The organism is Sulfitobacter sp., assembly GCF_036961165.1.
Classification (GTDB): domain Bacteria; phylum Pseudomonadota; class Alphaproteobacteria; order Rhodobacterales; family Rhodobacteraceae; genus Sulfitobacter.
On the sequence record NZ_JBALVJ010000089.1, the window covers coordinates 1 to 11,639 of the forward strand.

General features: G+C 60.8%; 12 protein-coding genes. 5 read left to right on the forward strand and 7 right to left on the reverse strand.

Translation table 11 applies throughout. The features are described from left to right. Positions 1-94: 94 nt before the first annotated feature. From V7730_RS20045 to V7730_RS20075, 7 genes are all read right to left on the reverse strand, one after another. Positions 95-244: a hypothetical protein gene (locus V7730_RS20045; RefSeq protein ID WP_335749346.1), complete on the reverse strand. Its 150-nt coding sequence runs from the start codon at positions 242-244 to the stop codon at positions 95-97. Positions 245-481: 237 nt separating this feature from the next. Next, entirely contained in the window at positions 482-1,369 is an 888-nt protein-coding gene (locus V7730_RS20050; RefSeq protein WP_335749347.1) for a DMT family transporter, read from the reverse strand. Beyond that, positions 1,366-2,778, reverse strand: coding sequence for a M20/M25/M40 family metallo-hydrolase (locus tag V7730_RS20055; RefSeq protein ID WP_335749348.1), 1,413 nt, complete (start codon positions 2,776-2,778; stop codon positions 1,366-1,368). Before V7730_RS20055 ends, V7730_RS20050 begins: the two co-directional genes overlap by 4 nt. Positions 2,779-2,789: 11 nt before the next feature. Beyond that, positions 2,790-3,533, reverse strand: a complete 744-nt coding sequence (locus V7730_RS20060) for an SDR family NAD(P)-dependent oxidoreductase (protein WP_335749349.1) — start codon at positions 3,531-3,533, stop codon at positions 2,790-2,792. After that, positions 3,530-4,549 carry a ketopantoate reductase family protein gene (locus V7730_RS20065; RefSeq protein WP_335749350.1) on the reverse strand — a complete coding sequence of 340 codons (1,020 nt, stop codon included), beginning with the start codon at positions 4,547-4,549 and terminating at the stop codon, positions 3,530-3,532. Before V7730_RS20065 ends, V7730_RS20060 begins: the two co-directional genes overlap by 4 nt. After that, the gene (locus tag V7730_RS20070) at positions 4,542-5,258 is read right to left on the reverse strand and encodes a creatininase family protein (protein WP_335749351.1); all 717 of its coding nucleotides are present in this window, start codon (positions 5,256-5,258) and stop codon (positions 4,542-4,544) included. The genes V7730_RS20065 and V7730_RS20070 overlap by 8 nt, the downstream gene beginning before the upstream one ends. Beyond that, on the reverse strand, positions 5,255-5,833 hold the full coding sequence (locus tag V7730_RS20075; RefSeq protein WP_335749352.1) for a MarR family winged helix-turn-helix transcriptional regulator: 579 nt from the start codon (positions 5,831-5,833) through the stop codon (positions 5,255-5,257). The genes V7730_RS20070 and V7730_RS20075 overlap by 4 nt, the downstream gene beginning before the upstream one ends. Positions 5,834-5,997: 164 nt before the next feature. Between V7730_RS20075 and V7730_RS20080 the strand changes: the two genes are divergently transcribed. The 5 genes from V7730_RS20080 to V7730_RS20100 all read left to right on the forward strand — a co-directional run bounded on the left by V7730_RS20080 (position 5,998) and on the right by V7730_RS20100 (position 11,500). Next, positions 5,998-7,584 (forward strand): ABC transporter substrate-binding protein, encoded by a 1,587-nt coding sequence (locus V7730_RS20080; RefSeq protein WP_335749353.1) that lies wholly within the window; start codon positions 5,998-6,000, stop codon positions 7,582-7,584. 73 nt (positions 7,585-7,657) lie between these two features. Next, positions 7,658-8,632 (forward strand): ABC transporter permease, encoded by a 975-nt coding sequence (locus V7730_RS20085; RefSeq protein ID WP_335749354.1) that lies wholly within the window; start codon positions 7,658-7,660, stop codon positions 8,630-8,632. Further along, positions 8,629-9,510, forward strand: a complete 882-nt coding sequence (locus V7730_RS20090) for an ABC transporter permease (RefSeq protein WP_335749355.1) — start codon at positions 8,629-8,631, stop codon at positions 9,508-9,510. Before V7730_RS20085 ends, V7730_RS20090 begins: the two co-directional genes overlap by 4 nt. Further along, positions 9,507-10,490, forward strand: coding sequence for an ABC transporter ATP-binding protein (locus tag V7730_RS20095; RefSeq protein WP_335749356.1), 984 nt, complete (start codon positions 9,507-9,509; stop codon positions 10,488-10,490). Before V7730_RS20090 ends, V7730_RS20095 begins: the two co-directional genes overlap by 4 nt. After that, complete coding sequence (locus tag V7730_RS20100) at positions 10,487-11,500, forward strand: ABC transporter ATP-binding protein (RefSeq protein ID WP_335749357.1); 1,014 nt, start codon at positions 10,487-10,489, stop codon at positions 11,498-11,500. The genes V7730_RS20095 and V7730_RS20100 overlap by 4 nt, the downstream gene beginning before the upstream one ends. The last annotated feature ends 139 nt before the right edge of the window (positions 11,501-11,639 follow it).

The following is an 11,639-nucleotide window of genomic DNA, read 5'->3' on the forward strand; positions in this document are numbered from 1 at the left end:
GATGCATCTTAGCCAAGCCGCAAAACTGTCCTAAAAAGCAGGACCACTTCACTCATAAACACCTTATCTCGGTGTCCACGAAACCGGCAGCAGCCTAATAGGCCTCATCCACATGCCGGTTCAGGCCATGCCATGATCGGTGTTTGAACGAACGTTTCGCGATCTCGGGGCCAAACTTGCGCACCCATCTGTGGATTGTGGAGGCATCAACTTCAATTCCATGCTCTGCTAACAGATCTCGCACGTCTCGACACGATAGAGCGTAGCGGCAATATCAACGAACCGCACAAAAAAAATGATATCTGGCGGAAACCGATGGTGCTTGAACGGATTGCGTTGCATGACGAACCTCCAAAAGCTCAGATACTTTCAAATATCCGCTCATCTGAAGATTAATGCAACAGACCCAGAAATACGCACTGCTTTATGCAGCAACGGTATTGGAATTTCGACAACCTGCGAGTGTCGGTTCGTGCTGAATTTACAGCGATTTCCTGCCGAACCGCTTGGGTCCGCGCTGGTATTCATGGGCAGCAAAGCCGCAGACCACAATTACGACAACGCCGAGGATTTCGCGCCATGACGCGATCTCATCGAATAGGAAATACCCCACCGCCAGCGCAAACAGGATGCGGACATAAGGAAAAGTGGCCAGCGCGGATACCTCGCCAAAGCGGTAGGCCTCGACGGTGAAAAGCATGCCGACCGTCCCCAACGTGCCCGCCACCAGCAGCAACAGCGCATCGTGCAGCGTGAGGGTGGTCCACCCCGTCACCGCACCGGGCAGGGTGCCGAATGTGGCGACCAGGCCGATCCAGAACATAATCGTCGCTGTATGCTCGGACCGAGCCAGAACCCTGTTTTGAAAGATCAAAAGGGCTGCGGCAAAGGCAGAGCCGAGGCCCAGCAGCACCCCTGCCTCGACCGTGAACCCGCTCACGCCGCTGGCGATCAGAACTCCGGCAAAGCCTACGATCGTGGTAACCGCTCGCTTTGCATCGATACGTTCGCCAAGGACAAAAGGCGCCATCGCAACCACAAACAGCGATGAGGTAAACGTAAGGGTAGAGGCAAGGCCCAGCTCAAGCGTCTGGAAGCTGGCGTAATAGAGCCACCAGCACACAAGGCTGGTCACCCCGCGCAACACGAGCCTTGCCCAGCGCGCCGATCGGTAGAGCACTGGGTTTTGCACCGCGATCCACAGGGCGACGATGACAAGCTGGCTCAGCGAGCGGGCAAAGATAATGAGGGCGAAGGGCACCTCCGGGCTGAGATACCGCAACACCGTAACATCGGCGGTAAACACGCAGGCGGCGGCGATCAGAAGGACAGCGCCGTAAGGGTTGTTGATGTCCGCCGCTGTCGTCACCCGCGGCGGTAAGGCGCAAAGGCGTCGGGCGATATACGTGCAATCTGCCGGATGATCTGGACCCACGCGGCCAACCCGTCAGTTATGGATGACAGGCGGAAAAACTCGTTCGGGGCGTGGAAATTCTCATCCGCTAGGGCAAAAGAAAACATGACCGTGTCGATGCCCAGAATGCGGTGCACGATCTCGGTCAGCGGCAGGGACGCGCCGATGCGCACCTTGAGCGGAACCTGACCAGAGGTCTGCTCAAGTGCGGCCACGGCGGCACTCAGCAGCGGATGATCCGGCGGCACGGCATAGGCACCCCCCTGCCCACGGTCCGCGTAAATCTCCAGCGTGGCAAAGGGCGGCAGATGTGCGTGCAAGTGATCAATCACTGCCTGTTTGGCGCGCTGGGGGTCCTGACCGGGCACAAGGCGCATGGTCAGTTTTGCGAATGCCTCGTTTGGGATTACGGTTTTGGACCCCGCCCCGATATAGCCGCCCCACATCCCGTTGACGTCCAACGTGGGCCGCATCCAGAGCCGCTCCAGCGTGGAATACCCCGCCTCGCCTCTGGGATGCGCCTTGATCGCGTCAAAGGCTGTCGCCTCATCGTAAGGGATCGCGGTGATCTCGGCGCGCTCCTCCACCGTCGGCTCCGCCACACCGTCGTAGAACCCGGCGGCTGTGATCCGCCCCTGCGCATCATGCAGGCCCGCAATCAGACCCGACATTACATGCAGTGGATTGGCCACGATACCGCCATAGCGCCCCGAATGCAGGTCTTGTGCGGCTGTCTGCACCCGCATTTCAAAGCCGGTATTGCCGCGCGAGCCGACGTTCAGTGCCACCAGATCGGGCCGCCAGCGCGCCCCGTCCGCTGAGAGCACCGCATCCGCTGCCAGCAGCCCGCGGTGCGTCTTCAGTATGCTGGGCAGCGAGGGGGAGCCAGTCTCCTCCTCCCCTTCAATCAGCAGTTTGACGTTGACCAGCAATCGCCCCTCGACCGCGATAAAGGCCGCCAACGTATCGAGCGCGATCATCATCGGGGCCTTGTCATCCGATATACCGCGTCCGAATAGCTTGCCGTCGCGCTCCACCGCCTCGAAGGGGGGGCTGTGCCATTTGTCCAGCGGGTCGGCGGGCTGCACATCATAATGGGCATAAACCAGTATCGTGGGCTTGCCTGGCGCGTCCAACCGGTCGGCATAGAGGGCGGCCTGCCCGCTCCCGTCTGGTGGTGTGAGGCGTTGCGCATTGGCAAACCCCATCGCCTTAATCCGTGCTTCGATAAATTGCCGCGCGTCCTCCATGCCCTGCGCCATCGCGGGATCGGCACCAACGGAAGGATAGGACACCAGCGTCTTGAGATCCGTGATCAGCTGCGGCTCATGCGCGTGGGCATAGGTCAGTACGGGGTCGGTCATGGCATGTCCTTTCAGGTGATCCCGCCATCCACGCTCAGGATCTGGCCGCTGATCCAGCCAGCCTCCGGCCCGATGAGGAAAGCGACAGCGGCGGCGATGTCGTCAGGGGTGCCCAGCCTGCGGGTGTGGATGCGGCTGATCAGTTGGGCTTGGCCCTCTGCCCCGTAAGCCTCCCACTGCCGCTGCGTCGCAGGATTGGACAGCACAAAGCCAGGGGCGATGGAATTGACGGTGATGCCATGTTGGCCCAGCTCAAGGCTGAGCTGTTTGGTGAGGCCCACCAGCGCATGTTTGGCGGCCGTATAAGCGTGGATGCCTGTCAGACTGGGGCGCAGCCCCGCGCCAGAGCTAATGGTGACGATCCGGCCCCAGCCCGCCGCCTTCATCGCGGGCACCAGTGCTTGGGCCAGATAAAGCGTGGCGTCGACGTTGATTGCGAAAATGCTGTGCCACGCGGCGGGATCGACATCCTCCAACGGGGTACCGACCTGATTGCGCACGCCGCCGGCGGCATTGACCAGAATGTCCGGCGCGCCGTGATTGGCCACGATCCGGTCGCGCATTTCCTTGACCGGAGCAGGGTCGACCAGATCGGCGCCGATGGCGGGCAGACCCAACCGCGCGGCGGCCTCCTCCAGCGCCTCGCCAGGCAGATCAGTCACGATCACCTGCGCGCCGTCTTTGGCCAACCGCGTTGCAATGGCTGCTCCGATGCCGCCCACAACGCCGGTCACCACTGCGGTGCGCGCGGTCATGTCAGCACCTTTGTCAGCTCATGGAAGGTGTCGGGCGACATCTCGCGGCGGCCTTCCTCGATGTCGTGGATCAGCTCGACCAGACGGCGCAACAGGGGCGTGTCGATGCCGTGGCCCGCCGCGATTTGTGCCACTGTGCCGACCTGCGGGTCTACCTCGGTCTTGCGTTTGCGCACAGCCAGATCACGGTAGATGCCGGTATGGGTCTTGGAGGTCTTGGAATTGAACTCCGCCAGATCGGCAAGGCTTTTACGCGCGGCGGCGTCGCTTGCTCCGGGCATGAAGGCGGCAGGCTCGAACCCATTGAAGGGTTTGGGACCAACCCCTTCGGCCACCGCAGTGCGCATCACCTCGCACGCCAGACCCATCAGGGCAGGCCCGCGCGCAGGGTCCGCGAAATTCACGGTCATGCTGTCCATGCTGAGGGCGGTGGCAAACAGCATCGCACCATATCCCAGTTTGCCCCAGAGATAGGCCCAGATATCATCGGTCAGCACCGCCTCGGGCTCGAATATCTGCAACAGCTTGTGCAGCTCGCGCGTGCGCGGGCGGATGGCTCCGTCAATCTCGCCCACGACCACGGCACCGCGGTTGCCAAACAGGATGCGGCCCGGTCCGGTCCAGTCGGCCCCGTAATTCACGAAGGCGCCAATGGTGCGTGCGGCGCCCACATGCTGAGCGATCACATGCTCGTTCAGACCGTTTTGTGCAGACAGGACATAACCCTCTGCCGCCAGATGCGGCAGCAGCTGCGCCAGTGCGCCTTCGGTTGCCTGTGCTTTCACGGCAAGGATAATGCGCGAATAGGTCCCGGTGAGTTGGTCCGGCGTGACACAGGGGACCACCTGCCTGAATTCCTCGACCGGGCCTTTGATTATCAGGCCCGTGGAGGAGCAGGCGCTTGCATGCTCCTCCACGATATCGACCATCAAAACCGGCACGCCCGCACGGGCAAGGTAGGCACCAAGGATGCCACCAATGGCCCCCGCCCCCCAGATCAGGAGGGGGTCATCCATGGCTTAGATCCGCCCAAGGCCCTTCAAGGGCGGCGCGTGTCTCGGCTACTCCAGTGTCCCAGACCGCCTGCATTTCGGCGTCGGGCCGCTGCCATGGCCCGCCGAACGACCCATCTTTGAGCATTTCGCGCACCTGTGTCGGCGGACAGGCTTTCATCAGGGCCATATCCACGGTCGGCTTTTCGCCTTCAGGCGCGGGCGCATGGGCCAGACGCGTCCAGGGAAAATTCTCCATCCAGTTGGCATGCGACCCTGTAGGATCAATTGACTGGATCTTCGCCCATGTCTCTGGCGCGTTCCACCAGTTGTGAAACTTGATCGAGATGTCACCATATTCAGCCATCAGCTCCTGGGCCAAGGCACCCACGGGGTTGTTGCCCCCGTGGCCGTTCACGATCAGGATCTTCCTGAACCCCGCGCGCCGGAGCGACGCGATGATGTCGCGGATCACCGCCATCAAGGTCTCGACCCGCAGACAGATCGTACCGGGGAATTCGTTGAAATAGGGCGCAAGGCCGTAAGGCATCACGGGAAAGACGGGTATGCCCAAAGGCGCCGCCGCATCGGTCGCGACTTTTTCGGCAAGAATCATATCGACGCAAAGCGACAGTTGCGCGTGCTGCTCGGTAGAGCCGATGGGCAGGATGCAACGCGGATCGCGGGCCGCTGCTGCCTCGACATCGCGCCAGTTCATATTCGCAACGGTCATTGCGGCGTTCCTTTCTCTTCATCCACGTCTCTGGTACGGGCCAACTCTGGCAGATCGCCCGCCCAATCTTGGGCATCGCGCACCACTTTCGACATCAGCTCAAACAACATCTGCCGCTCTCCTTCTGTGAGTGTTTTCAGCATCCGCTGTTCCTGCGCCGCGAAGATCGGGCGCGTCGCGTTGACCACGTCCCAGCCCTTTTCCGACAAAAACAGCGCCTGCGCCCGCCTGCCGCCCGGCGCTTTTCCCCGCGCCTCGATCAGGCCCATCAGTTCAAGCCGCTTGATCGCGCGACTGAGGGTATTTTTCGGAAAACCGGAGGTGTCCGACACATCCCGCGCACTACCCCCGTCGGCCAGCGCCAGCGAGTACAGCACTACATATTCAGGTCGCTTGAGCCCGTAGGTATCCTGTATCCAACTGTACAGCGGCGTGTTGTACAGGAGTGCCAGATAATTGATCCGGAAGGTAAAGGGGCACGGATTCGTCCACAGCTTTGCCTCCAGCATGTCGGCGCTGTCTCCGGGCTCTTGTTTGCTGAAATCCTGACCATATGCCGTCTGCGGACCTGCCATATCGCTGCTCTACCTTGTGAAAACCAAACGAGTTCCAAAATGAACTTGACTAAGACATTATTCATGCACATCGTGAGAAAGCAAGTTCCAAATGGGACACTAAATAATAGAAACGTACCAACAGGACGGGGCCTTTTGCCCTGCTACAACAGGAAGGGAAAGTCATGTACTACCAGAAATTCCTTGCCCCTCTGGCGTTCGCGCTGGGTCTGACGGCGGCGGGTGCCGCATCGGCCCAGACGCTGACGATGGGGGTGCGCGGCGGACCTGAATCAATGGATCCGCACTTCTCCGCCCTTGGCTCTCATGCCGAAGCGGCCAAGCATATTTTCGACACACTGGTCTGGTCTGGCACCGATCTACAGATCGAGCCGGGCCTCGCGACCAGCTGGACCGCGATCGACGACGACACTTGGGAGTTCAAGCTGCGCGAAGGCGTGAAATTCCACGACGGCTCCGATTTCGGCGCCGAGGATGTCAAATTCTCGATCGAGCGTATTCCGGTCGTGACCGGCCCAACGACAACAGCGATTTATGTGCGCCGTGTTGCGAGTGTGGATATCATCGACCCCTATACCGTGCACATCAACACCGACGGTCAGGCGGCAACCCTGCCCAATGACTTCATTCGCCTGTTCATCGTCTCGTCCGATGCGGCGGCCGACTATTCCACGCCTGAGACAGCCGCAGAAGGCTTTAACTCAGGTGCGGCGGCCATCGGTACGGGCCCCTATAAATACGTCAGCTGGGAGCCGAACGGCGATCTGGTGCTTAATCGGTTCGATGACTACTGGCGCGGCATGGGCGCATGGGAGCAGGTGATCCGCAAGGAGATCCCCAACGACAGCTCGCGACTGGCCGCCCTCAAGGCCGGTCAGGTAGATGTGATCAACTATGTCTCGTCTGTCGACTATCTTGCGCTTCAGCGGGATACGGAAATTGACGCGGTCATCGGCGACAGCGTCTATATCATGAACCTGCAACTTGACCAGCGCAAGGACACGCCGCTGGTGCGGGCCAACGACGGCTCCAAACTGGCCGAAAACCCGTTCCGTGATCTCAAGGTCCGTCAGGCGATCGATTACGCCATCGACCGCGAAACCATGGTCGAGATCGTTCTCGAGGGTCTGGGTAAACCCGCCAACCAGATGATGCCGGTCGATTTCTTCGGCTCGAACGTCGATATCCCGATGCCGGAATACGACCCGGCAAAAGCCCGCGAACTACTGGCCGATGCGGGCTATCCTGACGGCTTTCAGGTGGACCTTTATTGCACCAGCGATCGTTTGCCGGGCGACGGGGCGATCTGTCAGGGTCTGGGCCAGATGCTCACGCAGGCAGGGATCACGACAAACGTGAACGCCATCTCGAAAACCGTCTATTTCCCCGCACAGGCGCGACTGGAATATTCGATGTTCATGAACGGCTGGGGCACCCTGACGGGTGAGGCATCCTATACGCTGGGCAGCCTTGCGCACTCCAACAACCCCGACGTGAAGCTGGGCGCATTCAACCGCATCGAATACAAAAACGACGAGGTCGACATGCTGCTGCAAACGGGTGCGACAATGATGGACGAGGCCGCACGTCGCGCCGCCTACGAGGAGGCAATGGCAAAGGTGATGGCGGACAAGGCCTATATCCCGATGGTACAGCTTCAGACCGTTTGGGGCACCAAAGCAGGAACTCTCACGTTCGAGCCACGCTTTGACGAGGACACGCTGGCGTTCTTCATCACGCCTGCGTCCTGATCTACTAACCTAACCTTGGGCCGGGCGGTGATCATACCGCCCGGCCTGTCTTATTCTCCGGGAGGGAGAGCAGATGCTCGGCTTCATTATCCAGCGCTTCATCCAGGCTGTCGGCGTCATGGCCGTGATGTCGGTGATTGTGTTTTTTGGCGTCTATGCCATCGGCAATCCCATCGACATCGTGATCCCGCCCGACGCCACACAGGAAATCCGTTTGGAAGCGATCCGCAGGCTGGGTCTCGACCGGCCGCTCTACGAGCAATATTTCACGTTTCTCGCCAACCTGCTTCAGGGCGATCTGGGGCGCTCATTTGCCTACAACATGCCGGTGCTTGAGCTGATCGGCGGGCGGTTACCCGCGACGCTGGAGCTGGTGCTGATTTCTGTAATTTCCGCCACGGTGCTGGGCGTCGGCCTTGGGATATATGCGGGCTACCGTCCCGACAGCTGGATATCGAAAACAATCATGGCTGTATCCGTGCTTGGCTTTTCGGTCCCGTCGTTCTGGGTCGGGCTGATCCTGATCCTCTTCTTCGCCGTACATCTGGGCTGGCTGCCTGCGGGCGGGCGCGGGGAAACGGTGATGATCTGGGGCGTCGCATGGTCGTTTCCCACCCTCAATGGGCTATCGCACATCGCACTGCCCGCAATCAATCTGGCGCTCTTCAAACTCGCCATGATGATCCGTCTCGCGCGCGCAGGCACCCGCGAAATCATGCTCACCGATACGATCAAATTCGCCCGCGCCGCAGGTCTGTCGGAGGCGACGATCCTGCGCCGGCATCTTCTCAAGCTCATCTCGATCCCCATCATCACCGTCTTTGGACTCGAGCTGGGCTCGACCCTCGCCTTTGCCGTGGTAACCGAGACTATTTTCTCATGGCCCGGCGTGGGCAAGCTGATCATCGACAGCATTGCCGTGCTCGACCGGCCCGTGATGGTGGCCTATCTGATCCTCGTGGCCTTCCTGTTTGTCACTATCAACTTTGTGATTGATCTGGTGTTCGCGCTGATCGACCCGCGCGTGCGCCACGGTGCCTCGGCATGAGCGCAGACCCAAGTCGGCTGTCGCTTTTCTGGGCCGAGTACCGCCAGAACAAGATCGCCGTGCTCGCCTTGATCGTCGTTGTGGTGATGATACTGCTGGCGCTTTTCGCGGCGCTGATCTCGCCGCAGAACCCTTATGATCTGGCCAATCTGTCCCTGCGCGACAGCCGCAGACCGCCCGGTTTTGTTGGCACGGGCGGCTATACCCATATCCTCGGCACTGATCCGCAGGGGCGCGATCTGTTGTCGGCCATCTTCTACGGTCTGCGCATCTCGATCCAGATCGGGCTGGCGGCGGGGTTTGTCTCCCTCACCATTGGGACGACGCTGGGTATCCTTGCGGCCTATGTCGGCGGGCGGGTCGAGACGCTGATCATGCGGCTGGTTGATCTACAGCTGTCGTTTCCCGCGATTCTGCTGGCACTCGTGATCGTGGCGCTGCTGGGACAGGGCAAGGCGCAGCTGATCGGCGCATTGGTAGCGGCCCAATATGCCTATTTCGCGCGCACCGCTTACGGCGCCGCAAAGGCCGAGCGCGGCAAGGATTATATCGAGGCCGCCCTTGCTACCCCGCTCAGCGCGCGGTTGGTGCTGTGGCGTCACATGCTGCCCAATTGCACTCCGCCGCTGATCGTCGTGGCGACCGTGCAAATCGCCAATTCTATCTCGCTGGAGGCCACGCTCAGCTTTCTGGGGCTGGGCCTGCCGGTAACCGAGCCATCGCTGGGAATGCTGATTGCCAATGGATTTCCATATATGATGAGCGGACGCTACTGGATTTCCGTCTATCCCGGTGTGGCTCTGATCATCCTGATCGTGGCGATCAATATTGTCGGCGATCAGGTGCGCGACCAGTTCAACCCGAGGCTGCGCCGATGACCGATCCCGTCCTGAGCATTCAAAATCTGAAAACACACTTTTTCACTCGCGCTGGTGTGATCAAGGCGGTGGATGATGTCTCGTTTGATCTGGCGCGCGGCGAGATCATGGGACTGGTCGGCGAAAGTGGATCGGGCAAGACGGTCACGGGCTTCTCCCTGCTGGGGCTGGTCGATCCTCCGGGCCGCATCGTCGAAGGCTCGGTCAAGCTGAACGGGACGGAGCTAACCACCCTTTCGGGTGCCGCACTTCGCTCGCGGCGGGGTCGGGAAATCTCGATGATTTTTCAGGATCCGATTGCTACGCTCAATCCGCTGCTGACCATCGGACAGCAGATGCACATGGCGATCAGCGCGCATGAGCGGCTGGGCAAAGGTGCCGCCACCGCCCGCTGTGCCGAGTTGTTGACCCAGGTTGGCATCCCCTCGGCCGAGGCACGGCTACGTGCCTACCCGCATGAATTTTCCGGCGGCATGCGGCAACGCGTGGCCATTGCCATTGCCCTGCTCCACCGCCCCGCCGTTCTGGTCGCGGACGAACCGACAACCGCGCTCGATGTCTCGATACAGGCGCAAATCCTACTGCAAATGCGCAAACTGGCAGCAGAGACGGGCACCGCGATGATATGGATCAGCCATGACCTTGCCGTTGTGTCCAGCTTGGCTACCAAACTCGCCGTGATGTATGCGGGCAAGATTGTCGAGCAGGGGCCGACAGCCACGCTGCTGCGCGACCCGCGCCATCCCTATACTGCGGGTCTGATTGCCTCGCTGCCCGCGATGGCCAAACCCGGCACCCCGCTGACCCAGATCCGCGGTACCACGCCCTCGCTGTTGTCGCTCCCTGCGGGCTGCCCTTTTGCGCCGCGCTGTGACCGGCAGACAGAGACCTGTCTGGAAAAGCCGCAGTTGACAATGGAGGGCGCGCGAGGCTGGCGCTGTTTCCATCCGGTCGGACACAACGCAGGAGCATTGGTATGAGCGCCTTTCTAAGCATCGACAACGCAAGCCGCCTGTTTGGCCCAAAGCTCAGCACTGGCGAGAAAATCGCGGCCAAACTGGGCGCAAAGGTCGAGACGCGCTCGGTCCGGGCCGTGTCCGCCGTGACCCTGTCGGTGCGCAAGGGCGAGACGCTGGGGCTAGTGGGTGAATCGGGCTGTGGCAAATCCACCCTAGGCCGCCTGATTGCCGGCATCCTGCCCCCCACCAGCGGCACCGTCACAATTGATGGCGCACCGGTTATGGTGGGCCGCAAAAAGGTGACCATCCGTGTTCAAACCGTGTTCCAGGACCCCTTTGCCAGCCTTGATCCGCGCATGAAGGTAGGCGAAACGGTGGCCGAAGGCCCTATCGCACATGGCCTGACCACGCGCGCGCACTCCAAAACATACGTGTCCGAGTGGTTTGAGCGTGTGGGCCTCGATCCGGTCTGGACCGACCGCTATCCGCACCAGTTCTCGGGCGGCCAGCGCCAGCGGATCGCCATCGCACGTGCCCTCGCAATGCAGCCCGATGTCCTTATCTGTGACGAACCTGTCGCCTCGCTCGATGTCTCGATACAGGCGCAAATCATCAACCTGTTTCTAACCCTGACCAAAAAGCTGGACCTGACCTGTGTATTCATCAGCCACGATCTGTCCGTTGTGCAACACGTCAGTGACCGCGTCGCCGTGATGTATCTGGGCCGCATCGTGGAACTGGGGCCGGTGGCGCAGGTCTTTGGCCGACCGGCGCATCCCTACACCGCTGCTCTGTTCGGAAGTGTACCGAAACTGGTGCTTGACGCGGATGAGCTGGTCCATTTCGACACGATCGAGGGCGAAGTGCCGTCCCCCCTTTCACCGCCCTCCGGCTGCTATTACCATCCCCGCTGCCCACTCGCCTCGCCGCAGTGTTCTAACGCAGCCCCGCCCACAACGGCAGTGTCCGATGTGCGTAGCGTTGCCTGCTATCATTCGGACGCGCAACTGCGGCTTGGCCCGCAAAGCTGACAAGATTTGAGGGCCCGCGCTATGTCCTGCTCCTTCTCATCAGGGCGGCGCGCCTTGTAGCGTGGTCAAAACATAGTGGTTAGGTGTTCCATCCCGGACGACCACATAGATCCTCGGCGGTCTGCATTCTTCATGGCAA

Excerpts from the sequence above, each read along its gene's own strand:
- V7730_RS20060 (WP_335749349.1), bottom strand. The coding sequence starts at position 3,533 with ATGACCGCGCGCACCGCAGTGGTGACCGGCGTTGTGGGCGGCATCGGA.
- V7730_RS20080 (WP_335749353.1), top strand. The coding sequence starts at position 5,998 with ATGTACTACCAGAAATTCCTTGCCCCTCTGGCGTTCGCGCTGGGTCTG.
- V7730_RS20090 (WP_335749355.1), top strand. The coding sequence starts at position 8,629 with ATGAGCGCAGACCCAAGTCGGCTGTCGCTTTTCTGGGCCGAGTACCGC.
- V7730_RS20055 (WP_335749348.1), bottom strand. The coding sequence starts at position 2,778 with ATGACCGACCCCGTACTGACCTATGCCCACGCGCATGAGCCGCAGCTG.
- V7730_RS20065 (WP_335749350.1), bottom strand. The coding sequence starts at position 4,549 with ATGGATGACCCCCTCCTGATCTGGGGGGCGGGGGCCATTGGTGGCATC.
- V7730_RS20070 (WP_335749351.1), bottom strand. The coding sequence starts at position 5,258 with ATGACCGTTGCGAATATGAACTGGCGCGATGTCGAGGCAGCAGCGGCC.
- V7730_RS20095 (WP_335749356.1), top strand. The coding sequence starts at position 9,507 with ATGACCGATCCCGTCCTGAGCATTCAAAATCTGAAAACACACTTTTTC.
- V7730_RS20075 (WP_335749352.1), bottom strand. The coding sequence starts at position 5,833 with ATGGCAGGTCCGCAGACGGCATATGGTCAGGATTTCAGCAAACAAGAG.
- V7730_RS20085 (WP_335749354.1), top strand. The coding sequence starts at position 7,658 with ATGCTCGGCTTCATTATCCAGCGCTTCATCCAGGCTGTCGGCGTCATG.
- V7730_RS20100 (WP_335749357.1), top strand. The coding sequence starts at position 10,487 with ATGAGCGCCTTTCTAAGCATCGACAACGCAAGCCGCCTGTTTGGCCCA.